We start from the raw sequence: 25,119 nt of genomic DNA, 5'->3' as shown, positions 1-25,119 counted from the left end.
AACTTACCCAGTTAGGAGGCGCATTATGCAGCGAAAAGCAGGACCGTGGTTTTACTTATTTTTAATCGTATTTGTCTTTCTTGTCATGTTTCCATTCCTATGGATATTCTTGACATCAATTAAGCCCCTCGGGGATATATTCGGGTCACCTTTTGCGTGGTTCGGCTCTGGGATTTCGTTTCAATCCTATGAATCAGCTTTAACGACGCGCCCGTTGCTTCGTTATATGCTGAACAGTTTTATCGTGTCGGGGGCAACGACGATTTTGGCTATAGGCTGTGCGGCCTTTACAGCTTATGCCGTGACTCGTCTGCCCATCCGGTTTAAGAGTGTGATTCTTGGGGTGGTGCTTGCATCATCTATGTTCCCGCCCATTGCGATTATTTCGCCAATCTACGACTTTGTGACGGATTTCGGGCTGCGGAACACGTACCCGGGGCTTGTGATTCCTTACATCACCATCAGTCTCCCGCTTGCGATCTGGATCCTGGCTACATTTTTCCAGAACATTCCTTATTCGCTTGAGGAATCAGCTAAGCTCGATGGAGCCACTCCATTTCAGACGTTTAGAAAAATCATTTTACCGTTAGCTGCTCCGGGCGTTTTTACAACAGCTATCCTTGTGTTTATTGCTGCCTGGAATGAGTATTTATTCGCTCTCACGATTAATACAAAAGATGCGATGAAAACTGTGCCTGTGGGTATCTCGCTATACCAAAGTCAATATTCCATTCCATGGGGAGATATTACAGCTGCAACGGTTCTCGTGACAATTCCGATTGTGATTATCGTTCTGATTTTCCAGAGAAGAATTGTAGCTGGACTCACGTCTGGTTCTGTTAAAGGATAGTTCAAGGCACAACAATCTAATTAAAAAATTACAGGAGGTCGATCTAATGGAAAGAAAATGGTGGAAAGAAGGCGTTGTTTATCAAGTCTATCCAAGAAGTTTTAATGATTCGAACGGGGACGGCATCGGAGATCTGCGCGGAATTACGCAGAAACTGGATTACTTAAAAGACTTAGGCGTAGATATCTTATGGCTGTCTCCAGTCTATCAATCTCCTAACGATGACAATGGCTACGACATCAGCAATTACCGGGCGATTATGGATGAGTTCGGAACGATGGAAGATTGGGAGAACATGCTGGAAGAGATCCATAAGCGGGACATGCGTCTAGTCATGGACTTAGTGGTCAACCATTCATCTGATGAGCATGCGTGGTTTCAAGAATCCCGTAAGTCGAAAGACAACCCTTGCCGTGATTACTATATTTGGCGTGATGGAAAAGATGGGGCCGAACCTAATAACTGGGTATCCTTCTTTAGCGGTTCAGCGTGGGACTATGATGAAGCGACCGGCCAGTATTACCTCCACCTTTTTACAGACAAGCAGCCGGATTTAAACTGGGAGAATGAACAGGTCAGGCAGGAAGTGTATGACATGATGAACTTCTGGATGGACAAAGGCATTGATGGATTCCGGATGGATGTAATCAATTTAATCTCGAAAACTCCTGGTCTTCCGGATGCGGAGGTTACCAATAAAGATAACAAGTATCAATGGGGAGGAGAGCACTTCGTCAATGGTCCTCGTTTTATGGAGTTCATGAACGAAATGAACGAAAAGGCTCTTAAGCATTATGATGTGATGACCGTAGGGGAAACCCCGATGGTGAAACCCAAGGATGGAGCTGAATTTACCGATAAAGATTCAGGCGTTCTGAGCATGGTTTTCCAATTTGATCACATGGAAATCGATGGTGATCCTGGGAGTCAGGAAGGAAAATGGTCCGTGAAACCGTGGAAGCTTTCCCGAATGAAAGAAATTATGACGGATTGGCAGACTACTTTGAACGGCAAGGGATGGAATAGTCTGTATCTGGAAAACCATGACCAGCCCCGCTCAGTTTCCAGGTTTGGTGATGCGGAGGAGTACCACCAGGAGTCAGCGAAGATGCTTGCGACCTTCTACCAGTTGATGCAGGGGACGCCTTATATTTACCAGGGCCAGGAAATCGGAATGACCAACGTCCAGTTTGATTCGATCGAAGACTATCGAGATGTCGAGATCCATAACTGGTATAACGAGCAGGTCACGGAGAAAGGGAAAGACAAGCAGGAAATTATGCATTCCATCTTTGTAAAAGGAAGAGACAACGCTCGAACACCTATGCAATGGAGCGGCGAGAAGTACGCCGGCTTTTCTGATGCAGAACCGTGGATCAAGGTAAACCCGAATTATACGTCAATCAACGTAGAGCAGCAGCAGGAAGACGAGCAATCTATCCTGAATTACTATAAAGAGCTCATTCAGGTGAGAAAAAATAACCATGTGCTTATTTATGGTTCGTACCAGCTTCTCGACCCAGAAGATGAGCAGGTGTATGCTTATACAAGAGAGCTCGACGGAGAAAAAGCGCTCGTCGTAGCGAACTTTACGAACGAAGCGATTGACTACTCGGTAAGCGAAACTTTTCCTGTAGAGCAGGCCGATTGGCTGATCGGCAATTATCCGGAGGAGAAAGAAGAAGGGGGAACGCTTCAGCTGAAGCCTTATGAGGCTCGGGTGTATCGCGTGCAAACGTCATAGAGAATAAATGTGAAAAACAAGCTGTCCAGGAAACGGGCAGCTTGTCTTTTTAAAGTTGAGTGTTGATAATTAAACAATATTCTCTATCTAGGAATATTTAAGGACCTTCCTAGACAACTCTAGATGTATCACCAATTTGAGAGGTATGTTTTCTTCTGGTCCAATTTACCAGAAAGATACCCACAAGAATAAAAAATCCACCTACAAGCGTAGTGAAATACAGTTCTTCCCCTAACAACAACCACCCGAAAAGTACACCGAAGAATGGTGCGAGGAATAAGAAAGCACTCGTCTTTCCGGGATCTCCTTTCTGAAGAAGGTAAAACCAAATAGTAAATTGAACGACGGAAGCCATAATGGCTAACCATAATGTAAGACTGACGGATTCTAGCGTAACAACTATCTCTTGTTTTTCAAATAGAAAGCTGAAAAGTAGCAAGAAGAGCCCGCCGAATAACATTTGATAGCCTGTTAGAACCCACACATCGAACCTTTTACCATGAACGTTAATAAGAAGAGTAGCAATTGCCCACGATATGGCTGCCAGTAAACTAAGTAGTGTTCCAATTTGGAAGTTTAGTTGGCCGCCTAACGTGATGAAGACGCCTGCGAAACCCAAACTTACGCCGAACCAATGCCTCCTGTTATATCTTGTTTTTAGAAAAATGGTACTAAAAACAATGACGAGAAGTGGATTAATAAACGTTAAGATAGAAGACTGGCTGGCAGGAATAGTGCGTAAACTAATAAAAATAAACCCCATAACACCCGTGGTTTGAAAGAGACCAATCAGTCCAATTATCAACCAGTTCTTCATTAAACGAGGCTGAGGTTTTTTTAAGTATATAACAACACTTACCATGATCATGCCTGCTATGATGAATCTAAGTGCGTTTAATAATAATGGAGAAATATAAGTAATAGCGATTTTCCCTAAAGCGAAGGAAGAGCCCATCAGTGCAGTGGTAATCACAACTAGAATGCCAAAAACGTATTTGTTCATTGGTTTGCTCCTTCTAGGATACATAAAAACAGAAAAAGGATACATAATTCCTTTTTCTGTTTTTATAATTTATTTTGAGCTTTTTAGATGCATTAAAACTTCTCTAGGTTCAGCTCGATACATATAATCAATATTTGCGCTCGACATTAAAATAGTTCCATCCTGGCCGATAACAACCGTTCCGGCTACAGGAAGTCTCCAAGGATTCTCTGAACTATTGTACTCATTCAAGTTGATATTAAAATCATTCTTATAAGTCTCCACGAGATAATCGGGCATTTCAAATAGCAAATTGTAATCCTTTATAACTTCTTGTGCAGGATCACTGACAACTTCATAAGAAAGGTTGTTTTTCTCACGAGTAGTCAAAGATTGATCTGGAGTTTGAGGAGAGATAGCAATCAATTGAGCTCCTTCAGCTTTGATATCATCTAGAATTGCTTCATAAGCCCTTAACTCAAGGTTGCAGTAAGGGCACCAACCTCCTCTATAGAAATTCAAAATAACAGGTCCTTTACTTAGTTCTTTAGATAAAGTTATAGAATCTCCTGTTGCATTTTCCAATGTGAAATCAGGAGCTTTATCTCCTTCTGCCAATCCAGTCGCTGTTCCTGAATCTATAAGCTGATTCGTTGCATGGGTGACATTGTTTGTCACACGTTCTGGAGCTTTTGAAAAAAACTTCTCCCGTACAGCTTTTAGTTCATCTTTTAACATGTTCTCACCTCATGGCTAATGATAATGTTTTTATTTCCAGACTAAAGTTATACGTCGAATACTTCTTTCAAGTGAGCACGAAGTTCTGTGAGATATTTATCAATATCAGGGTTTTTCATGACATCGTGAGCACCGAAGCTTTTCAGTGGCTCAAGACCCACGAATTTGTTCATGTTGTGTAAGTGATCAAGCGCACCTTCAAGGTCCTGACCTTTAAAGAATTTGTCTTGATCATTGAACGCGTATTCCGGAGCGTTCCATGTGGTGGAAAGCATATATTTTCTTCCGCTAATCATGCCGTTGTGACCATACTCAGCATCTCCCCCGAAGAAAACTCCAGGTTCATATACTGCATCGATATAAGATTTAAAAGCCCCCGGTAAGCTGAACCAATTAATAGGAGTTTGGAAGACGATTGTATCCGCCCACATGAATTTTTCCTGTTCTTCTTTCACATCGTATCCATCCTGAACAATGGTAGTTTTGATGTTGTAGGAACCCTCCAAACGGCTGACAATTTCTTCGAACATTGTTCTGTTCAACCTTCCTGGTGCAAATGACCAATACTCATGCCCGTTAATGACTAATATATTTTTCATGATAGATCCTCCTAATAGTTTTATAGTTCGAAAACCATCGAACTGAAGAAAATACTATCACCGTTTTATTTTGAATGCAATAATTAGGTTTACTTTTTTTATGATTAACTAAAAATGCCATAAAAAAAAGAGCCAATGACATGGCTCTTACAGGACTAAATATCCTCTTCGTTTATTTGCGTTACCGTTTGCAATAAACCAGGGAACTTCTTTTCGATTTCTTCTCTTCTGAGAGAGTAGATGTGCTCCTTTCCGTCAATTCTGGCCTGGATCAATCCGGCCTCTCGTAGTACTTTTATATGATGAGAAACCGTAGATTTCGGCAACATCAATTTCAGAGAATAAGCGGTACAATTATTTTCATAACTCTCGTCTAAGCACCGGATGATTTTCACTCTATTGGGTTCGCTTAATGCATGAAGGACTTTTGTGAAATGAATACTTTCTATTGGTGGATGATAAGGTAATTTCATACAGGTAATTTTAATATGTTATTATCCTAAAAGCAAGTTAATGGTATTGGGAATGGCTGTGATTATGGGCCTACCTACAAGGAAACTCCGTGGCCATTAAAAATAGGGTCTGTACCTGTTGAATGACTATCCTGGTATATGAATCAGCCCAACAGAGGAGCAGAAAAAGGATCACCTCTTTTCCACAATCCGCACTAAATGAGCGGCGAAAGATTCGGCAATTTGCTCACCGCTCTGTGGACCATCTTCGCGATACCACTGCATGATCCAGTTTAACGAACCTAAAATAATGAATCGAACGGTACGTATTTCGATGCTTGGATCGAACTCCCCTTTTTCAATCCCTTCGTTGATGATCACATCAAAATAGTTGGCATATTCTTTTCTTTGCTTTAGAGCGTGATCGAGGTGGTCGCCTGAGAAATTCTGGTTGGGTTTGTCCATCATCAAAAACATCGATTTTTCGCTGGTAGAGAGGGTCACATGCGCCTTCACCGCTTTTTTTAATTTCTCGGTGGGTGTTAATGAACTATGAACAGCTTCTTCAATTCTTTCAATGCTTATCTTCATAATCATTTGATGGCATTGATATAGAAGGTCATCTTTATTTTTGAAATAATAGTACATCGAACCCTTAGTCATCAGTAAATTTGAAGCTATATCTTCCATTGTTGTACGGTGAAATCCTTTGGCATCCAGCACAGAGGCTGCAGACCTTAAAATTTCTTCTTTTTTCTTCGCTGCTTTTTTTTCTCTAAATGACAACTTTTGTTCCTCCTTGAATCTGTCGGCTTTTCTATATGTATCTTTTTAAGAGTTGTTTAAATCGTAGAGGAAAAATTCTGATTAATCAAGGTGAAGTTAATTTTTGAATGTATGTTTAAAAATTAAATGTATTGTCAAATAATCTGAAAATTGTTAGTATTATTTTCGAAAGCAAGAACAAAATGTTTAGGACTGTTGAAAGGAGTTGTATCGATTGTCTTTGCCTCTTGAAGGAATTCGGGTCTTAGATCTGACAAGATTACTGCCAGGACCATATTGTTCGTTGCTGCTTGCTGATTTTGGTGCAGATGTGATCAAGGTGGAGCATCCTGAAGTTGGTGATTATGCCCGCTGGAGTTCTCCGAAAGTAGGCGACCAGAGCGCCCTGTTTCTCTCTCTGAATCGAAATAAACGCAGCATCACACTGAACCTTAAGGAAAAAGAAGACCAGGAAGTATTTTTGGAATTGGTTAAAACAGCAGATGTATTGTTAGAGTCCTTCCGCCCGGGGGTGATGGAACGTTTGGGGCTCGGATATGATGTCCTGAAAAAACAGAATCCAAAGCTGATTTATTGTGCGATAACAGGTTACGGTCAAACAGGCCCCATGGCAGATGAACCTGGACATGATTTGAATTTTCTCAGTTATTCTGGCCTTTTGCATCTGCAAGGACAGTCTGGTGAAAAACCAATGATTCCATCGGTTCAAATTGGAGATTTAGGCGGGGGAGGCTTAATGGCTGCTGTTGGTGTATTGGTCTCCATTATAGATGCTCAAAAATCCAGCAAAGGACAATTCGTGGATGTCTCGATGCTTGATGGAGTCATATCCTGGATGCAAACCATTCTTCCGGATCGTTGGGCAAGTGCTGAGCCTTTGCCTGATCGCGGGGAACTTTTATTGAATGGCGGAAAAGCCGCCTATGAAGTGTACAGAACCCGTGACGATCGTTTTCTCTCAATAGGTGCTCTTGAATTTAAATTTTGGAAGAACTTTTGTGAGAGGATAGGCAGAGAAGAATTCATCGATAAACTTGATGCCCCAATAGAAGAACAACGGCGTATGAAACTAGGGATTGAGCAATCCGTTCTTCAAAAAACATTAAAAGAATGGATGTCTCTTTTTGAAGGAGTTGACGCCTGTGTGGCTCCGGTTCTCACACCTGAAGAAATGGCGGAGAATGAGCAAGTGAAGCAACGAGAGATGGTAGAAGAAGTTACTCATCCCCAATTGGGATTGATGAAGACGATTAGCAATCCAATAAAATTGTCAGGTGAAAAGGGGAAAATTCGGCACCACCCTCCTCAACTTGGTGAGCATAATGAGGAAATCTTACAAGAAATTGGATATTCTAACCAAAAGGTATCGAAAGGAGAATGAAAGAATGAGAGTTCAAGATTCTATCGCAATTGTAACAGGGGGCGCATCAGGACTAGGCGAAGGGACTGTAAGACAAATCGTTGAAGGTGGTGGAAAAGCATCAATTTTAGATATGGCAGAAGAGAAGGGCCGTAGGTTAGTGGAAGAGTTAGGAGAGAATGTGATTTTTAGCAAGACAGACGTAACAAACGAAGAAGAAGTAAAGAAAGCCATGGATAGGACGGAAGAAAGTTTTGGTTCTTTTAATACAGTGATCAACTGTGCTGGGATCGGAATTGCAGAGAAAACGGTGAGCAGAGGGCGCGCTCATAGCTACGAGAGCTTTAAAAAAGTAGTGGAGATTAATCTAATGGGAACATTCAATGTCATTCGTCTTGTTGCTGAAAGACTTGTCGGTAATCCTGTAAATGAGAATGGGGAGCGCGGGGTCATCATCAATACAGCTTCTGTAGCCGCTTATGAAGGACAAATCGGCCAGGCGGCTTACAGTGCATCTAAAGGAGGAGTCGCCGGCATGACGCTTCCCATCGCGCGGGACTTAGCCAAAAGCGGAATTCGAGTAGTAACCATTGCTCCAGGGCTCATAGACACACCACTGTTCGGAGGGTTGTCTGATGAAATGAGAGCGTCTTTGGAAACACACATACCCTTTCCATCCAGGTTAGGTCACCCTACAGAATATGCCCAATTAGTTTCATCGATTATTGAAAACGCTTACTTAAATGGTGGAGTCATTCGCTTGGATGGTGCTTTGCGAATGCCACCTCAATAGAGATTGCAGATGTTTCACTTAACGAAAAAGCTGACTTTTTCATGATAACCAGAGAATTTAGATTTGCTTTAGAAGGTGAAAAATTTAAATAAGCACGAAGGGTAGAGATGATTTATTCGAGAGGTAGTGGTAGTAGAAGCAGTTCGTACTCCGGTCGGAAAAAAGAATGGAATGTTGAGCAACGTGCGTCCTGATGATATGGCGGCAGACCTATTGAAAGATTTAGTCGCACGAACGGGAGTATCAAAAGGTTCCATTCAAGATATTATATTGGGGTGTGTCTCCCAGGTAGAGGAACAAGGGGTGAATATCGCGCGAACGGCAGCCTTAATGGCAGGATTTCCCGTTCATGTGCCGGGAACAACGATTGACCGTCAGTGTGGTTCAGGACAGCAAGCCATCCATTTTGCCTCCCAGGCGATTCTCAGCGGGGATATGGACATAGTTATAGCCGGAGGCGTTGAAAGTATGACACGTGTGCCATTGGGAACTTCCCGGCAACATGCGGTTTGGAGTGAAGCATTAACCTCGAAATATGAAATGATTCATCAAGGTTTATCGGCGGAAAGAATCGCTGAAAGATGGAATTTCACGAGGCAAAGGCTGGATGAGTATGCTTTTGAAAGTCACCAGCGGTCCGTTCGAGCAAGAGAGGAAAATCGCTTTGGTCGAGAAATCCTGCCTTTAGAGGTTCATCTCGAAGATGGAACGACAAGCTTGGTTAAGCATGACGAAGGACCAAGGGATGATACCACCATTGGAAAATTGGCAGCGATTCCTCCTGCTTTTAAGAGGGATGGGGTTATTCATGCAGGAAATTCGAGTCAAATGAGTGATGGGGCAGCGGCTTTGTTGCTGATGTCGAGAGAAAAAGCAGAAGAATTAGACCTCAAGCCCAGGTTCAAAATTTTAGCTCGTTCTGTTGTAGGATCAGACCCTACATTGATGCTTACGGGTCCTGTGGAGGCTACCAAACAAGTTTTGGAAAAAGCGAACTTCTCTATCAAGGATATGGATACCTATGAAGTTAATGAAGCATTCGCACCTGTACCCTTATACTGGCTTCAGGAAATGCAGGCAGATCCACAAAAATTAAATCCTAATGGAGGTGCCATTGCATTGGGGCATCCACTGGGAGCGACAGGGGCAAGGTTAATGACTTCTATGATGTATGAATTGGAAAGAAGCGGTGGCCGCTATGGTTTACAAGCGATCTGTGAAGGAGGAGGAATGGCAAATGCAACCATCATTGAAAGAATCTAAGACGAAAAGGAACCACGGGAAACTTGAAGAATTGGACAGACCATTTATTACGGAGAGTCATGATATTTTCCGCAAATCCTTACGATCCTATTTGGATAAAGAGGTGCGCCCTCATTTCGAACAATGGGAAGAGCAGCGCCAGTTGCCGCACTCCTTTTGGATGCAGCTTGGAGAGTTAGGGTTCTTGTGTCCCTGGTTGGACGAGGAGTATGGAGGGATGAATGCTGATTTCGGATACTCCGTTGTTTTTGCGGAAGAAATGGAAAAAGTTGGGGCGGGGCTCAGTGGCCCCGGGTTACACAATGATATCGTGATGCCTTATATTTCTTCTTTTGGTACGGAGGATCAAAAGAAGAAATGGCTTCCGAAAAGTACGACTGGGGAACTCATCTCTTCGGTAGCTATGACTGAACCGGGGACAGGCTCAGATCTGGCTGCTATCAAAACCACTGCGGTAAAGGACGGAGATGAATTTATTCTCAATGGGGAGAAGACGTTTATCACAAACGGTGCTACGACCAATTTTGTAATTGTGGTTTGTAAAACAGATGTAGAAGCGGTACCTGCTCATAACGGCATTAGTCTCCTGGTCGTAGATGCCACCGAGGGAGTAGTTCCGGGTTTTAAAAAAGGGAAAAAATTGAATAAAGTGGGGCAGCATGCGAGTGATACTTCGGAATTAATATTCGAGGATTGTCGAGTCCCTGTCAGTCATCTGCTGGGAGAAGAGGGGAAGGGTTTTTATTATTTAATGGAAAAACTTCAACAGGAAAGGCTGACCGTTGCTATAAGTGCCCTGACATCTGCTGAAAGAATGCTGGAACTTACTATGGAATATGTAAAACAGCGGAAAGCATTTGGTAAACGGATTAGTGACTTTCAAAATACCCAGTTCAAAATGGCCGAAATGGCAACAGAAGTCAAAATCGGGAGGACTTTTGTCGATCAATTAATTGTAAATCATATCGGAGGGAAGAACATAGTAAATGAGGTATCCATGGCTAAATGGTGGACCACTGATCTGGCAAAAAAGGTAGCGATGGAATGTATGCAGCTTCATGGAGGTTACGGTTATATGGAAGAATACGAGATTGCCAGGAGGTATAGAGACATTCCAATCACATCCGTCTATGCCGGCACGAATGAAATTATGAAAGTCATTATCGCTAAAAACCTGGGCTTATAGAGTGACGGAAAGGGTAGCTAAAAGGGGGTTCATACTGGAGTTATCTCTTTAAAAAGCGAGAAAATCAGACAGGGAGTTTATAAGGGGAGATACTAATAAATCTTTCAATAATTCTACCTTTACTAGGTGTTTTATCCTTACTTTTAACTGGCTGTAATAGCAGCTTTAATGAAATCCAGACCATAGAGAATCCAACACCTGAAGATTTTTTGGATAATGAAAATGCAGACATAGTTCTTCTTGGTGGAGTTATTTATTCAAATGCCCAGGATGTGGAGTGGGTTCAAGAACTAGATTATAAAATAGATGAGCAAATAGGAGAAGTAACTAAGAAAACGGATAAGGGTAGTAATTTTACTAACGGTACAGCAAATAAATTGCCGGTTGGAGTTAAGTTATACGACACAAACACACAAGTAAACATAGCAATTGTGAATGACAAGCATATACCATATCTTAAAATGATTGAAGGCTAATCCGTTGGTGATCCAGTGAAGGGAAAAATTATAAGCAGTAATAAATGTCTCGAATTCAAGTCTTCGGTTAAAGGGGGCAATTGCTCAGTAAACCGATAAATTGCTTTGGGTAAAAATTGATAAGTGAGTTAATAAGCGAGTCCACCATATACAGGGGTAGGGCTCTTTTTATTGGAATAAATTAGGTTAAATTACCTTGCTTTACGATGTAAGTAGTTATACAATGTAATTACTACTATTTGGAGGTAATGCAATGGACAGAGAGCTGATGAAAGGGAGCATTGAAATCTTGTTGCTATCGATCCTGGCGCAAGCAGACTGCTATGGATATGAAATGACTAAAAAGCTCAGGTCAATGAGTGAAGATGCCTATCACATGAACGAGGGGACCCTGTACCCGGCTTTGAAGAGGCTTGAGAAAAAGGAATGTGTGACCTCATATTGGAGTACGGGATCTGCTGGTGGACGGAGGAAGTATTATTCCATTACCGAAACAGGACGTATGATATTGGCCGAAAAACTTAAGGATTGGAAACAGATCAATTCATTAATTGAAAATACAGCGGGGGAATTTTAATGAAGGAGATTGAGCAGTATGTAGATGAAATCACCAAGGAACTACCTGATGAGGAGAAGGAAGAGTTGAGAGAAGAGATGGTCGGACACCTCGAGGAACATTTGAAAGAGCTTCTCATCCAAGGGTATTCAGAAGAGGAAGCTGTGCGTCTGGTAATTGACTCATTTGGCGATGAGGTCAAGCTGAACCAGGAGTTCAAGAGGTCTTTTTTTCCAACCTATAAGCTGGTTCGTTTCGCGTGGTCTGTCGTGTGGACGGTTGCAGGTCTCGGTTTGCTCTCTTACTTTGCCATGGAGTACTATCATCCTGAGTTTGATAATGGATTTCCCTTGGATAGCCTTTGGATGGGAATGTTTTATATAGGCTCTCTCGCTGGGGCTGGTGAATTGATGCATCATTTGCTGCAAGAAGAAATCAAATGGAAGTGGATATTAAATCCTTGGGTGTTTTTTATGGTGCCGTCGTTGATGATTAGTGGGCTGCAAACATCGATGCTGTTTACCCAGCCTGAACAATATCAGGATGGGCTATGGTTAGATTTATATGCTGTTGCGATAGGGGCAATGGTGTATGTTTCGGCAAGGCAGCTATTTAATGGTCTTTTTCTAGGAGGTCACAAAGCGAAAAGAAATGTAGTCAAGTAAGGATCCGGTGGAATTTATTGAAAAAATGCGGTGGTCTGAGTGTTGCTGAATGCGTTGGCTGTGGTGATGGTTGCGGGTAGCTGATACTAAATGTTCTAGAACATCTAAAACGAAAACTGGAGAATTCTTCTGATCATAGAAATGATTGTTCTACTTTTGTCTTCTATATTGCGGGGCTTGGTTATGTACTGATGCTGTTTAACTTATATTAGATTTAGAGATACGTTAAAGGAGGATTTTTATGGATGCATTAATGTATTTATTTCTTGCGGCACTATTAATCCCATCGAATATATTCATAATAATATGGCAAAAAAGTGGGCAGTTTCCCCTCTGGTCTTCTGGTGTTCTTTTAGCAGTCCTGGGCATAGGGATCGGCTTTGTTGTTGGTGCAATCCTGATAGGTCCCGGTAATGCCGGACAAGGCGGAGCGATAATGTCAGCTTTTGTGGGGCTTGTTATCATAGCTAATGGATTAATATATGTTTTTATAGGTCTTGTATTGGTCATCGGAAAACTATTTACTAAAAAGAATACTCCAGGATAAGAGAAACCAGAGTCACGCAGATTTAACACGTGACTTGGTAGTTAATTTCGAATAAGAGTGAAGTGATGTCAGTCGCTTACAGCGCTAAAAGGTGCGTTTAGTTAATAATTCCTACAAAATATCTTGAAATCAAATCTTACTGTATTGGGAGCAATTGCTTAATAATAGTGATCGTCTTTTCTTAGCCATTTGGATAGTTTCTAAATCCCTTGTACCTTTATCATAAATTAGAGCGAGGAGTGACGTTTGTTGAAAAAATATTTAGCACCAATCTCTTTATTATTAATGACCACTTTTATAGTTATATATTTTTTTGTTCCACAAGCAATGGATGCATTATCTAGTCCTTATAACACGTTACTATTGCTAATTATCTTATTGGGTGCTTTTATTACTGCACTATTTAGTGAGAGAGGGCGTTTAAAAATAATTGCTTTATCTATCTCTTCTCTTGGAATGTTAGGTTTGGTGTGGGCATTGATTTATATTATTGGAATGATATTGTTCGGTAATTTTGGGACGTAAAACTTGTAAAAAACATCTTCATTAACGGGTACAATTGTTCAATAAGAACTCTCTCTTTTTTGCTAAGGGCATGGTTAGTTAAATACTTAAATTCTAGATAATTCATTCATACATATTAATTTTGAATCATAAAAAGAATCATAAATTTACCAATTTATGTTAATGTATCACCAAGGAGGTTAATGGTTAGAGTGAATTGAGAAATACCTCCTACTGTTTTGCGATAGAGGATTAATGTCTGATTTTAGTGTAAATATCACGGTATAATGTAAGCGTTTTCTGTGAAGGTGAGGTGGTAAATTGATTAAGAAAATGTGCATATATAAGTGGAAAAATCCCCTCTTACTTCTTACAGGTGTTGGCATTTCAAGGTTAGGTTACTTCATTTATCTTGTGGCTATTAATCTGTTAGTTTTGAAAATGACTGGTTCAGCCACAGCTATTGCTGGACTTTGGGCTATCAGTCCACTTGCAGTGATCCTTACACAGTTTTGGTCAGGGAGCATTGTCGATAGAAGTAATAAACGTCACCTAATGATCGGTATGGATATAATTCGTGCAGGAGCAGTTGGGGTCATTCCACTCCTGCCTAATGTTTGGATCATATACTTCATGTTATTCCTCATCGGTGTGGCGAAAGCATTCTTCAATCCTACTTCGATGACTTTTACAACCCAGCTTGTCCCAAAGTATCAGCGTAAACGGTTCAATTCCATTAATAGTCTGATTACTTCAGGGGCATTCATTGTAGGTCCTTCCATTGCAGGTATCTTAATCATGATAGGTTCTGTTGACTTTGCAATTTACATAAATGCATTTTCTTTTTTGGTTTCTGCTTTTTTTCTATACCTGCTACCTAATGTGGACAGTGAAGTTGAATTAAATAAGGGAAAGCTTTCAATAAAACAGATGCAAGAAGACTGGAAGGAAGTCATTGATTATGGCAAACAGGAAACGTTTATCATTTCAGTTTATGTATTATATCTTGTCACCACTGTTTGCACATTAGCCATGGATTCCCAGGAAGTCGTATTTACCCAGCAAGTAGTAGGTGTATCAGAGTTTCAATTCAGTCTATTAGTCACGATTACTGGTATCGGTTTTGTTTCAGGGTCATTATTGATTGCTGCTGTTTCTAAGTATATCTCTATAAAAAACTTGATTGGGATAGGGTTTCTTTTGGTGTCTGTAGGTTATGGAATATACGCATTCTCACATACATTCGTGATGTTGGTCATAGGCTTTATTATTCTCGGGTTCTTCAATGCATTTTCGAGTACTGGAATCCTTACGTTCTATCAAAATAATATCCCTGTTGAACGTATGGGGAGGATTACGAGTGTTTTAGGTGTGCTCCAAAGTATAGCTCAGATTGCTTTCATTTTATTCATTGGTTTACTCGGGGAATGGTCTTTGCGTTATACGATTATAGGGATGGCAGCCTTTTTGTTTATTACTTCCATAGTCATTGTTTTATTGGTGTATAAGCGATCCAAACAAAAGTATTTTTTGGAAGATGTTTCAGGTATTTGATTCTTCAATCCATATACTCACTGATATAACTTTTAATTTTCTTGATTCCATTGTTAGAAATCTTGAATCTAATTAACTAAAGAGAGTTAGTGGAATAACCCCCTAGAAATATCTTGATTTCAAGTCTTATAGTAAAGGCGGCTATTATTTAAAACAAGGGGGAGATGTATTGAAAAAGGCTTTAGGTTTAATGATTCTTGTTTTTATGTTTTTGTTTGCAGTTGGTTGCTCTTCAAATGAAGAAGTTGCTTATAGCGGGGAAAGTGAACATTGGGAAGTGGATCTAGGTATTAATGAAGATAGTCCAACTAAATACAAAGAGTTAGTGATCCACTATAAGGGAGACTTAAGGGATTTGAAAACGCTTGAAAAATTGGAGTATTCCTATAAAATAGGGTCTTCTGGGGGTACTGTTTCTCAAAGTTTCGAGGGAAGTTCTCCCGAAAAAAAGAGATTTTCTACTACAATTACTAATAATGACGATGAAATTGAATCAGTTCAAGATACAATTAATGTTACGGTTCAATGGTTAGGAAATAAAGAAACCATCCAATTGAAATAAGAATTCCTTGAAAGAGAGTCTTCCAGATATGGCGGCAATTCTTTAATAATAGGGCAGTGGCTGGAGTTCTTAGTATTTGCAAGTTGGCTGATTAGAAGGAAAACTATTATAACTTTATACACCTTCAACAATTGGGAGGGTAACAATGAAAAATAATAGATATAAGGAAAAAGTCCAACAGAAATACAGAACAGAAATTAAGAAAAAGAATAAAGATAAAAATGCCCATTATTCCCTTTTGGGAATCATTATTATTGTTCTAATCCTTACAATAATTGCGTTCTATTTAGGAATATTTGATGATGGTTCAGAATTCATCCCTTATCCAAAAAATTAGAAATTCATAAAAAGTCTGTTGATTACCTCGAATTCAAGTCTTTCTGTAAAGGGAGCATTTGCAAAATAAGCCCCTAGCTTATTTACATACATATTTAGGGTTTAGCCAGGATTACAGGATTACCATGTAGTTAAGAGGGGGAAGTTCGATGATAATCAGGAAACCTAAAGCTGATGAACTTGAAAAAGTTATTTCTTTATCTCCAAAAGCAATGTTCGATGGGACATTAGGTAAAGTAAAACCTACTACTGAAAAAGCTGCTCAACTTGTGGATTCTCTTCTAGAAAGGGGAAGTTATTACTTAATTGCGACAGATGGTCATGAATTGATGGGCTGGATACTTTTGGGGAGCAGTAAAGACCAATTCAAAGATAAAACAACCGGATTTATTTATGAGTTGTTTGTATTAGAATCATTTCGGGGTAGGGGAATTTCCAAAAAGCTAATGAGGTCTGGAATTGATTCTCTTAAAAATGAGGGGTATTCTGAAATCCGATTAAGTGTATTTTCTGGAAATAAAGCTATTGAACTATACGAGAAAATGGGCTTTAACAAACGAACTGTAACAATGAGTTTGGAGTTTTAGGGTCCTCATACGTATATATATCGAAGTCGAGTCTACACCTAAAGGGGCGATTATCTAATATAAGATAGTCGTCTTTTCTTTATTTTCGAGAATTAAAAAAGCTTGGTTTGGGAGAATCAAACGTTACTATAATCCTTTAATCTTACCTTGAGTATATCTAGGGGCTTTGAAATAATAAGCATTAGTCTATATATAATTTATTTGAAAGGAGGAACAAATGAATCAAAAGAAGATAGGTTTTATAAATGTAAAACTATGGCCAATCATACCTTTCGTATTAGTTTGGGAAATATCGTATGCGCTATTTTCAATTGGTTTTAATTCCAGTGAATTAACTTCTGATATAGCAGATATTGCATTATACATATTTATTTTTTTATGGATGTACCTAGAGCTATCCAAAAGAGGGATGAGGTTTTCAAAATTAAGCACTAAAAATGATGTCAAGATTCCTTTGATAAGAATGCTTTCCTTTGTTCCATTAGTAAAAATAACCGCAGCAGCCTTATTTATGACTCTTGGCGTTTCCATTCTTTTTGCATATCCTGACATAGGTGATGTCCCTTTAGCAGATCAAAGACTGCAGAACCAAGCTTTGCCTTCTAATATTCTGTTGAGAATTACTTTAGCTGGTGTGTTAGCTCCAGTTATAGAAGAGCTATTTTTTAGGGGAATGATGCTTAACAAGTTTGTTATAAAATACGGCCGTATCAAGGGGCTGGTATTCACTGCAATCTTATTTACTATTGGTCACCCCTTTAGTTTCTTTAGTGCTTTCTTAATGTCTATATTGTTCTCAATAGCTTATCTGAAAACCGGTAAAATATATGTTCCTATAATCTTACACTCTTTTGGGAATCTCTTAGCTTTAATGAATGAACTCTACCTTTCACCTATTTTAATGGGGAGTGAGGAAACCCAATCATTACCTACCCAAATGGATTTGATTGTAATTGGTATCATTGCTGCTACATTACTTTTTGCGACGGTGATTGGATTAATCAAACTTTATCCAAGGGAAAAAGGGATACCATCTTCAACTCAAGGAGAGTTTTTTCTAGATAACTGAATAAACATTTCTAAGTTCAAATAATCGTGAAACCGAGTCTTAAACAAACGGGGCGATAGGTGGAGGAATTAAAGAAGGGGAAAAAGCCTGGGAGGCTGCTCTTAGAGAAGTTAAAGAATAAACAGGAATTACAGATCTCTCGCTTTATAGCTCCGGATACATGGGGAGAAGTATCGACTACAGTACCCAATAATTATAATAGAAGATAAAACAACCGGACGTACGTTGTTCGGTTTTTTAAATTTTTTTGTAAGATATTTGAGTTTATCGCGTCTTATATGTAAGGAGGTGAGATGGTGACACAGCTTGAGGATATTTATCATACATACTTTAAAGATGTATTTTTATATGTGTATAGTTTATCTGGCGATAAGCATCTCTCTGAAGATATCACGTCGGAAACGTTTATGAAGGCATTAGCATCACTGGACAGTTTCAAAGGGGATAGTGATATTCGCGTTTGGTTATGCCAAATTGCCAAAAACAGTTATTACTCTTATTTGCGTAAGAAAAAAAGCTTTGTAGATTTTGATTCGGTACCAGAATCACCAAGTGGAGACAATGTAGAACAGGAAATAGCCACTTCAGAAGCGACTATGAAGGTAAATGAAATGATCCAGAATTTAAAAGAGCCATACAAAAAGGTCTTCACGCTCCGTGTATTTGGAGAACTGTCATTTAAGCAAATTGGCAAATTGTTTGCCAAAAGTGATAACTGGGCTTGTGTTACTTATCACCGTGCCAGGGAAAAGATTAAAGCGCGATTGGGGGATTATCGATGAAAATCAGCTGTAATGTGATTCGGGATATACTGCCGTTATATGTTGAGGATATGGCAAGTCAAGATACTAGAGATCTAGTTGAAGAACATATAGCTTCTTGTGAAAACTGCAAAAAACGACTTGAAGAAATGAGGACTTTTGAAGAACCGCCAGTAGATACCGATATAGCTCCCTTAAGAAACATACAAAATACATTGCGAAGAAAAAAGCTGCAAACGATTATCCTTTCAGTCATGGTAACATTGGTTTTTGCAGTGGTTACAATGGCTTATCTGACAACGCCTGAATACATTCCTTATAATGAAAATGCGGTTTCAATTATTGAAAAGGATGACGGAACAGTACTTTTGAATTTTAGTGAAGAAGTCTCTGGATTTAATGTAAATCAATCTCCTGCAGCCGACAATTCAGGTTATGTCTATGATATAACAACATGGGAAACGATTTGGGACCAGAAAATAAGCAAAAACCAACTGGAAAATACGGTCTTAAACCCGAATGGAGAAACGGTCTCTTCCATCTATTATTACAATACCGATGGAAGTGAAAATACGTTAATTTATGGAGATTCAATAACGAATGGTTCTGTCGTGACGTTACCCCGGCTAGTCTTAAGCTATTATGTGTTGTTTGCTATAGGATTTTCACTTATTTGTGGAATTGGATGGGCCCTATTCCGTAAGAACGAGATAATAAAAAATGGACTGGAAATAATTATTCTATTGCCGATCTCCTACATGTTGGCTCACTTACTTATAAAAGGTCTTCACTCTGCCACTTACCTTGCTGGACGAGACTTTTATGCAATATTACTAGTCACAATTCCTTTATATTTTGCATTGTTAGCTGGAAGGAACATATTAAAAAAATTATCAGTTAAGAAGCCGAAAAGCACTTTATAATAGTTGTCGCTTTCACTAGTTTGTAATAGCCCCACCAATCAGCGATTCTTTTCTTCATTTAAGTTCTATATTACTTAATTCCGAAGGGTCCCTGATGGATTTAGATTTCTAAAACATGTTCAAAAAGTATCTTTTGAATGGGGGGGCCCCAAAATTCTGCTGATCAGAGTCTATCTTCAACAAAAAGGGGGGTGGGGTCGAAACTCTAAAAATTGATTTGCTCTAGTTCTCTAATAAACTCAGAAAGGTTGATTGTATGAATAATGGTATGACACGGCTCGAAAAATATGCTGATATTACTGTAGAGATTGGTCTGAACCTTCAAAAGGGCCAGACGCTCATTATTGATGCCCCGATCCACGCCTCAGAGTTTGTACAGCAGGTTGTGAAAGTGGCTTATGACAGAGGGGCGAAGGTTGTGATGGTGGAGTATACTGATGAACAAGTTTTGCGGACCAAATATGAAAAAGCGCCAGAAGAGGGACTGAAATACTACCCTGAATGGAAAGCAAAGGGGTACGAGAAAATGGCGGAAGATGGTGCAGCCTTGCTGCAAGTTTTTTCTCCAAACCCAAATTTATTAAAAGACGTGGATCCTGAACGTGTATCTATGGCACAAAAAGCAATTGCAGAAGCATTGCGTCCATTCAAGTCTTATCAAATTTCAGGGAGAATGAACTGGTGTATTGCAGCGGTACCATCAAAAGAGTGGGCCAAGCAAGTATTCCCTGATCATTCCGAAGAAGAAAGTATGCAAATGCTTTGGGAACAAATTTTTGATGTGACACGAACAAATACAGAATATCCTGTGCAGACGTGGAAGGACCACGTTGAAACGATGAATAGGTCGGTACGCTTTCTGAACGATCACAACTTTAACAAGCTCCATTACAGATCGAAGAATGGAACTAGATTTTCTGTTGAATTACCACCTTTACATAAGTGGATGTGTGCGAATTTCACAAGTGAAACCGGGATTTCATATGTTCCAAACATACCGACGGAAGAAGTGTTTACGGTTCCTAAGAAAGGTAGTGTGAACGGTGTTATTCACAGCTCTATGCCTTTAAACTATAATGGATATTTTATCTCTGGATTCTCCTTAACATTTGAAGAGGGAAAAGTGGTAGATTATAGTGCCGAAAAAGGTTATGAGGTGCTTAAATCAATATTAGAAACGGATGAAGGTGCGAAATATTTAGGTGAAATAGCACTCGTTCCGCATAACTCACCGATTTCTAATTCAGAGCTTGTCTTCTATAATACGTTATATGATGAAAATGCGTCGTGCCATGTAGCGCTTGGTGAGGGTTTACCAATAGCATTAGAGGACGGACCAGAAATGAGTAGAGAGAAACTAGCAGAAATGGAATTGAATGAGAGCCTGATTCATGTCGACTTTATGATTGGAACCGCCGATCTCGATATCGATGGTGAAACAGCATCAGGTGAGGTCGTTCCGATTTTCCGAAACGGAAATTGGGCATTTTAAAATATTTTAAAGCTAAATAGTTCATAGCATTAAAATTCAATGTGCATTAATTTACCTTGAATTTGAGAGAGAAAGACTCCAGTAACAGCAACTTTTTTATCAAATTTTCAATATCCGAGAGGTTTTAGAATATCCTTCCTTTTTTCATATGCTATCATGATTCTATAAGTGGTACGTTTAAAAGGAGGGCCCTGGCGCATGTTTACATTAAAACAAGCGATAGCGATGCGTTTAGAAAATATACTAGAGGAAAAAAAGCATCTGCGGGAAATGATTGAGAAGCTTACGGACGAACAGCAGGATTTAATACGCCGCCTGGAACGTCTGGACGAAAGAAATGAGGATCCGGATACGTCCGTTATTTTAAAGACACTTGCCGAAACAGATGAAGATTTAAGGGGATATGGCGCGAATATACCTGCTGATCTTTTAATAGAGAAAACAACGAATCATTATAAGGAAGATCCACCAAAAGAAGCTTCCAAGCATGATTATATTCTGTCCACGAATTCTGAAGCCTTATCGAAAGATTCGGATAAGAGTATGAGTTATAAGGAATTGACCAGCATTTTAATTAAGTATGCAAAAGAACATCATAATCAAGTTGATCATGAGGCTTTTGAGCAATACTTGATTGACCACTACAAATTCGCCCCGGCAAACTTTTCTCAAATTATCTGGAGAGCAAGAAAGGTAGATCCGCGCTTGAGAAGTTTAATCAGCGGAAATCGTAAAATTACGATCCTGGATGATGGAACATCTTAGTAGATGATTAGGAAAAAGATTAAACAAACTTCTACATAGGATCCACAGAACCCCTCTTAACCGTATATGGCTGAGAGGGGTTTTTTAACTTCAGCCCAGGATATGTATAAATCTGGTATGTGTTTGGATGTGTCATCATGTGCATGAGGGTATGGATTACGGGTATCGTACTATGATTAGCTGTTTATGGCGAAGCGCACGGACAGGAGGATAGATGTGTGTGTTAATTGCCTTGAAAAGTACATTGACGTAAAGCTGGAATGATTTTTATAGGTAAACCATCAATCAGAGTTCATGATATAAATGAAGGAAAGGAGCGCTGTTTATGAGTTCCGTTATCGAAACCGATGTACTCATTATTGGAGCAGGCCCTTCAGGACTTATGGCAGCCAATGAGTTACAGAAAAGAGATGTGGATTTCATCTGTTTGGAGAAAAGAGCAGAACCCTCCGATTTGTCCAAAGCTCTGGGCATCCAGGCCAGAACTCTTGAAATGTTTGAGTTATTAGGGCTTCATAAATCTTTTTTGAAAAAGGGATATCCCGGGCCGGGGGCGAAACTTCATTTAGGGGGAGAGAAACCATCTCTGGTCGAACTTTATCACATAAAAAGCAGATACCCTTATCTGTTCATTATCCCTCAAAGTGAAACCGAAGCTATATTGGAAGATCATTTAGAATCCTCAGGCGGTAAGGTCGAGCGAGAACATGAAGTGGTAGAAGTGCTCCAGTCTGACCAAGGGGTTTATGTAAGTGCCATACATGAGGGTGAACTTAAAAACTATTTTGCCAAGTACTTAATTGCCTGTGACGGGGTTCATAGTAAAGTTCGCAAAGACCTGAGTGTCGATTTTATCGGTAAAGATGAAGGATTCACCTTTTTCCTTGGAGATGTAGATATTCCTGACCTTAACGAGATCTATATTGATATGACGCTTAACGACCACGGTGCCGTTGCTTTCTTTCCTTATGCAGATGGCAGCTACCGTGTGGTGGGGATGGACCGGGCCAAGCAGGGCCTTCCCCATAAGGATAAGCTCTCTCTGAAAGAACTGCAGGAGAGCATGGACACGATTCTTCCTGTTTCTTATAAGGTGGAGAATCCAAAGTGGCTGACCTATTTTGGAACCGCTCACAGACAGGTTCCTAATTATCGGACAGGCCGGGTATTCTTTGTAGGGGATGCAGCCCATATTCATAATCCTTTAGGCGGTCAGGGAATGAACCTTGGACTTCAGGACGCGTCGAATCTCGGGTGGAAACTTGATGCCGTGTTAAAAGGGTACGCGAATGATTCCTTTCTTAACAGCTACCACGAAGAGCGTTCGCCAATTGGGGAAGATATCCTGAAGGAAACCTCTACGATGCTGAAGGTTATTAATCTAGATGGAATTGAAGGCAGAATACGGAACTGGACAGGAAAAGCGGCTCTCACACAGAGCTGGATTGAAGGGATCGTAGCCAATCGCTTGTCCCATGTTTATAACGAGTACACGAAGACTTCCGGGAACAAAGCGCTGAGGAATTCTTCCCTCTCAAGAGGGGCCCTCCAAGCAGGGAAACGAATTCCGGATCACCTGTTATTCTTTGATGGAACGAATGATGAAAGACTTTACCCGCTTATTCAGGAACATGGCCTTCTCTGCTTTATTTATATTGACGCTCAGAACCAGGAGTTAATTGACTATGCTTATTCCTTTTATGAGAAGGTAAAAGAAAAATATCAGCATCTATTAAAAATCTTCCTCGTAGCGAAGGGTGGCACCGTCCGCACCGATGGGGACGAACTTCCAATTATTTACGATGTCCACCGGGATTTGAAAAAGAAACTAGGTATGGAAAAAGGCAATACGTTAGTTATCCGTCCCGACGGTCATGTTGCGTTTCATGAAACGTCGACTGATGCGGAAGCCATGATGGACAAACTTGCTCGATTCTTTAGTTAGACTCCTGCAAAAGCCGGCTCTGCCCATGTGCCGGCTTTTACATAAAGCTACGTTTTCAAGACAATAGAGGAGGTTAAAAATGGCCGGAAGGATCTACTTACTCCTAATTCTATCCTTACTATTTTCAGTGACTGGTTGTTCTAACGAAAAAGAAATAACTGCAAAAGAAGCCTCTTATTTTGAAACAGAAAATTATACCATGCTCGGTGTGGAAGAGAGTGCAGGATTTATAGTAGGTGAAGGGGAAAATTTAGTCGCGAATCAGAAAGATAAATATATGTGGCATTTATGGGACAATCATGATCTTGAAGGAAAAGCATTTAAAGTTACAGGAGTCAATCTTGAAACCAATGATAAAAAGACTTTAGTGGATGGTTCGTTGGCTGGCCCTCATAATGGGGCAGATGCCCATACTCCATCAAATATGGAATTTCCTTCAGAAGGCACCTGGGAGCTCAGTGTTTTGGTTGGGGGAGAATTATTTAAGAAGATGACAGTAGAGGTATCGTAATTCATAAAGAGTTTACTTTAAACGGATCTATCCCTTTTTTACATGCTGCAGTAGATTAAGTGAGTATAGGAGAGAGTTGGAATGGGTAAAGAGAGAAAACTAGAAGAACATTTGTATGATTTAGAAACCACTTTACTTAAAGGTGAAGTCCGCAAATCCAAAAAAACATTACATGAATTATTAGCAGATGACTTTGTAGAATACTCAAGCACAGGTGAAATTTACGATAAAGACAACATTTTGAAGCGTTTACCATCTGAAGACGATCCAGAGATCACCATGGATAATTTTAAGATGAAGCACCTTTCCTCAAAAGCTGTATTAACTACTTTTAAGATATTTATAGCTAGTAAACAGCAGCACTCTCTAAGAAGCTCCGTCTGGACATATCATGATGAAAAATGGCAAATGACATTTCACCAGGGAACGGTTACGGACTCTTAAAGAGTATCACGTGCTATTTTCACCTTTCTAGTCTGCTTTTAAATGGAATGTTTCCACTTTTCCATTCCAGCGAATCACTACGGGAATAATCGTATCTTCGTCAAAAGGCAGACATCCAGAACATTGAATAGAAGGTTCAATTGGTTGATCAAGTAGGGTCTTTTCTTCCTTCAGAATAGTTCCCCCTTCATTAATGTTTAACGTGAGGTTTTCTACTTCAGTCATTTCTCCACTAAGTAATCGAAATGAATAGGTGCCATTCATACTGGAGTCGTCTCTTGAAAGTTGAAGCTGTCCTTTCCAATTGTTGCTGTTCCCTTCATAAGTAATATAGGCATCACCGTTTCCTTCCGAGCAAGCGGTAATAAATAGAAAAGATAATACGACGAAAGCGATCTTTCTCAAAGCATCCACCCTCATTCTTGAATTAAATATTATATATAGGGTATCAAACGATTCCCTAACGAAAAACACCCATAATATAATGGGCATGAGTTCGGTATCATGACTTCTTCAACTTAGTTTCTTTAAAAGGAGAAGGTACTAGTCTTATGGAAGAAAAAAGTTAGACGTTTGAAAGAGGAGATACATATAATTATGATTTCCTTTAAAGTGTTGGAGGAGGCTTTTGTACGCTAAGTAAAACAACCGTAACCAGAATGACCGCCA

30 protein-coding genes are annotated in these 25,119 nt (G+C 39.9%); 24 read left to right on the top strand and 6 right to left on the bottom strand.

Going from position 1 to position 25,119, the window contains the following annotated elements:
- The first annotated feature begins 25 nt into the window (after window positions 1–25).
- Window positions 26–850 (top strand): carbohydrate ABC transporter permease, encoded by an 825-nt coding sequence (locus LCM11_RS13300; RefSeq protein WP_224894774.1) that lies wholly within the window; start codon window positions 26–28, stop codon window positions 848–850.
- A gap of 46 nt (window positions 851–896) precedes the next feature.
- Window positions 897–2,594, top strand: coding sequence for a glycoside hydrolase family 13 protein (locus LCM11_RS13295; protein ID WP_224894773.1), 1,698 nt, complete (start codon window positions 897–899; stop codon window positions 2,592–2,594).
- A 109-nt stretch (window positions 2,595–2,703) separates the two neighbouring features.
- Here the strand turns inward: LCM11_RS13295 and LCM11_RS13290 are convergent, their stop codons facing one another.
- The 5 genes from LCM11_RS13290 to LCM11_RS13270 form a co-directional block, all read right to left on the bottom strand.
- On the bottom strand, window positions 2,704–3,597 hold the full coding sequence (locus LCM11_RS13290; RefSeq protein WP_224894772.1) for a DMT family transporter: 894 nt from the start codon (window positions 3,595–3,597) through the stop codon (window positions 2,704–2,706).
- Window positions 3,598–3,666: 69 nt separating this feature from the next.
- On the bottom strand, window positions 3,667–4,314 hold the full coding sequence (locus LCM11_RS13285; RefSeq protein ID WP_224894771.1) for a peroxiredoxin-like family protein: 648 nt from the start codon (window positions 4,312–4,314) through the stop codon (window positions 3,667–3,669).
- Between the two features lie 47 nt (window positions 4,315–4,361).
- Window positions 4,362–4,913 carry an NAD(P)H-dependent oxidoreductase gene (locus LCM11_RS13280; protein ID WP_224894770.1) on the bottom strand — a complete coding sequence of 184 codons (552 nt, stop codon included), beginning with the start codon at window positions 4,911–4,913 and terminating at the stop codon, window positions 4,362–4,364.
- Window positions 4,914–5,068: 155 nt separating this feature from the next.
- Window positions 5,069–5,386: an ArsR/SmtB family transcription factor gene (locus LCM11_RS13275; protein ID WP_206946184.1), complete on the bottom strand. Its 318-nt coding sequence runs from the start codon at window positions 5,384–5,386 to the stop codon at window positions 5,069–5,071.
- Window positions 5,387–5,557: 171 nt separating this feature from the next.
- Window positions 5,558–6,151, bottom strand: a complete 594-nt coding sequence (locus LCM11_RS13270; RefSeq protein WP_224894769.1) for a TetR/AcrR family transcriptional regulator — start codon at window positions 6,149–6,151, stop codon at window positions 5,558–5,560.
- A 214-nt stretch (window positions 6,152–6,365) separates the two neighbouring features.
- Between LCM11_RS13270 and LCM11_RS13265 the strand changes: the two genes are divergently transcribed.
- From LCM11_RS13265 to LCM11_RS13160, 22 genes are all read left to right on the top strand, one after another.
- The gene (locus tag LCM11_RS13265; RefSeq protein WP_224894768.1) at window positions 6,366–7,532 is read left to right on the top strand and encodes a CaiB/BaiF CoA transferase family protein; all 1,167 of its coding nucleotides are present in this window, start codon (window positions 6,366–6,368) and stop codon (window positions 7,530–7,532) included.
- 4 nt (window positions 7,533–7,536) lie between these two features.
- The gene (locus LCM11_RS13260) at window positions 7,537–8,304 is read left to right on the top strand and encodes a 3-hydroxyacyl-CoA dehydrogenase (RefSeq protein WP_224894767.1); all 768 of its coding nucleotides are present in this window, start codon (window positions 7,537–7,539) and stop codon (window positions 8,302–8,304) included.
- A gap of 114 nt (window positions 8,305–8,418) precedes the next feature.
- Window positions 8,419–9,567, top strand: a complete 1,149-nt coding sequence (locus LCM11_RS13255; protein ID WP_224894795.1) for a thiolase family protein — start codon at window positions 8,419–8,421, stop codon at window positions 9,565–9,567.
- 31 nt (window positions 9,568–9,598) lie between these two features.
- Window positions 9,599–10,753 carry an acyl-CoA dehydrogenase family protein gene (locus LCM11_RS13250; protein ID WP_224894794.1) on the top strand — a complete coding sequence of 385 codons (1,155 nt, stop codon included), beginning with the start codon at window positions 9,599–9,601 and terminating at the stop codon, window positions 10,751–10,753.
- A 209-nt stretch (window positions 10,754–10,962) separates the two neighbouring features.
- On the top strand, window positions 10,963–11,229 hold the full coding sequence (locus LCM11_RS13245; protein WP_224894766.1) for a hypothetical protein: 267 nt from the start codon (window positions 10,963–10,965) through the stop codon (window positions 11,227–11,229).
- A gap of 253 nt (window positions 11,230–11,482) precedes the next feature.
- Complete coding sequence (locus tag LCM11_RS13240; protein WP_224894765.1) at window positions 11,483–11,806, top strand: PadR family transcriptional regulator; 324 nt, start codon at window positions 11,483–11,485, stop codon at window positions 11,804–11,806.
- Window positions 11,806–12,450 (top strand): permease prefix domain 1-containing protein, encoded by a 645-nt coding sequence (locus tag LCM11_RS13235; RefSeq protein ID WP_224894764.1) that lies wholly within the window; start codon window positions 11,806–11,808, stop codon window positions 12,448–12,450. The genes LCM11_RS13240 and LCM11_RS13235 overlap by 1 nt, the downstream gene beginning before the upstream one ends.
- 241 nt (window positions 12,451–12,691) lie before the next feature.
- Window positions 12,692–12,997, top strand: coding sequence for an inner-membrane translocator (locus LCM11_RS13230; RefSeq protein WP_224894763.1), 306 nt, complete (start codon window positions 12,692–12,694; stop codon window positions 12,995–12,997).
- A gap of 249 nt (window positions 12,998–13,246) precedes the next feature.
- A complete protein-coding gene (locus LCM11_RS13225; RefSeq protein ID WP_224894762.1) occupies window positions 13,247–13,522 on the top strand; it encodes a histidine kinase in 276 nt (91 codons plus the stop codon).
- Window positions 13,523–13,822: 300 nt separating this feature from the next.
- Window positions 13,823–15,055, top strand: a complete 1,233-nt coding sequence (locus LCM11_RS13220) for an MFS transporter (RefSeq protein ID WP_224894761.1) — start codon at window positions 13,823–13,825, stop codon at window positions 15,053–15,055.
- Window positions 15,056–15,224: 169 nt separating this feature from the next.
- A complete protein-coding gene (locus LCM11_RS13215) occupies window positions 15,225–15,617 on the top strand; it encodes a hypothetical protein (RefSeq protein ID WP_224894760.1) in 393 nt (130 codons plus the stop codon).
- Window positions 15,618–15,762: 145 nt separating this feature from the next.
- Window positions 15,763–15,954, top strand: a complete 192-nt coding sequence (locus tag LCM11_RS13210; RefSeq protein ID WP_224894759.1) for a hypothetical protein — start codon at window positions 15,763–15,765, stop codon at window positions 15,952–15,954.
- Window positions 15,955–16,102: 148 nt separating this feature from the next.
- Complete coding sequence (locus LCM11_RS13205; RefSeq protein WP_224894758.1) at window positions 16,103–16,540, top strand: GNAT family N-acetyltransferase; 438 nt, start codon at window positions 16,103–16,105, stop codon at window positions 16,538–16,540.
- A gap of 217 nt (window positions 16,541–16,757) precedes the next feature.
- A complete protein-coding gene (locus LCM11_RS13200) occupies window positions 16,758–17,609 on the top strand; it encodes a CPBP family intramembrane glutamic endopeptidase (protein WP_224894757.1) in 852 nt (283 codons plus the stop codon).
- Window positions 17,610–17,664: 55 nt separating this feature from the next.
- On the top strand, window positions 17,665–17,730 hold the full coding sequence (locus LCM11_RS20520) for an NUDIX domain-containing protein (RefSeq protein ID WP_224894793.1): 66 nt from the start codon (window positions 17,665–17,667) through the stop codon (window positions 17,728–17,730).
- Between the two features lie 172 nt (window positions 17,731–17,902).
- Window positions 17,903–18,391 (top strand): RNA polymerase sigma factor, encoded by a 489-nt coding sequence (locus LCM11_RS13190; protein ID WP_224894756.1) that lies wholly within the window; start codon window positions 17,903–17,905, stop codon window positions 18,389–18,391.
- Complete coding sequence (locus LCM11_RS13185; protein WP_224894755.1) at window positions 18,388–19,293, top strand: zf-HC2 domain-containing protein; 906 nt, start codon at window positions 18,388–18,390, stop codon at window positions 19,291–19,293. The genes LCM11_RS13190 and LCM11_RS13185 overlap by 4 nt, the downstream gene beginning before the upstream one ends.
- Before the next feature lie 256 nt (window positions 19,294–19,549).
- Window positions 19,550–20,785, top strand: a complete 1,236-nt coding sequence (locus LCM11_RS13180; RefSeq protein WP_224894754.1) for an aminopeptidase — start codon at window positions 19,550–19,552, stop codon at window positions 20,783–20,785.
- A 198-nt stretch (window positions 20,786–20,983) separates the two neighbouring features.
- Window positions 20,984–21,550, top strand: coding sequence for a hypothetical protein (locus LCM11_RS13175; RefSeq protein ID WP_224894753.1), 567 nt, complete (start codon window positions 20,984–20,986; stop codon window positions 21,548–21,550).
- A gap of 325 nt (window positions 21,551–21,875) precedes the next feature.
- Entirely contained in the window at window positions 21,876–23,495 is a 1,620-nt protein-coding gene (locus LCM11_RS13170; protein WP_224894752.1) for an FAD-dependent monooxygenase, read from the top strand.
- A gap of 79 nt (window positions 23,496–23,574) precedes the next feature.
- On the top strand, window positions 23,575–24,006 hold the full coding sequence (locus LCM11_RS13165; protein ID WP_224894751.1) for a DUF4871 domain-containing protein: 432 nt from the start codon (window positions 23,575–23,577) through the stop codon (window positions 24,004–24,006).
- A gap of 81 nt (window positions 24,007–24,087) precedes the next feature.
- Window positions 24,088–24,450 carry a DUF4440 domain-containing protein gene (locus LCM11_RS13160; protein ID WP_224894750.1) on the top strand — a complete coding sequence of 121 codons (363 nt, stop codon included), beginning with the start codon at window positions 24,088–24,090 and terminating at the stop codon, window positions 24,448–24,450.
- Between the two features lie 27 nt (window positions 24,451–24,477).
- Here LCM11_RS13160 and LCM11_RS13155 read toward each other — a convergent pair whose 3' ends face one another.
- A complete protein-coding gene (locus LCM11_RS13155; protein ID WP_224894749.1) occupies window positions 24,478–24,855 on the bottom strand; it encodes a hypothetical protein in 378 nt (125 codons plus the stop codon).
- Window positions 24,856–25,119: the final 264 nt, after the last annotated feature.

The sequence above is a fragment of the Halobacillus halophilus genome (assembly GCF_020171985.1).
Lineage (GTDB): Bacteria > Bacillota > Bacilli > Bacillales > Halobacillaceae > Halobacillus > Halobacillus halophilus_A.
The sequence above is the reverse complement of the archived record's forward strand: the minus strand, read 5'-3'. Positions and strand labels throughout refer to the sequence as shown.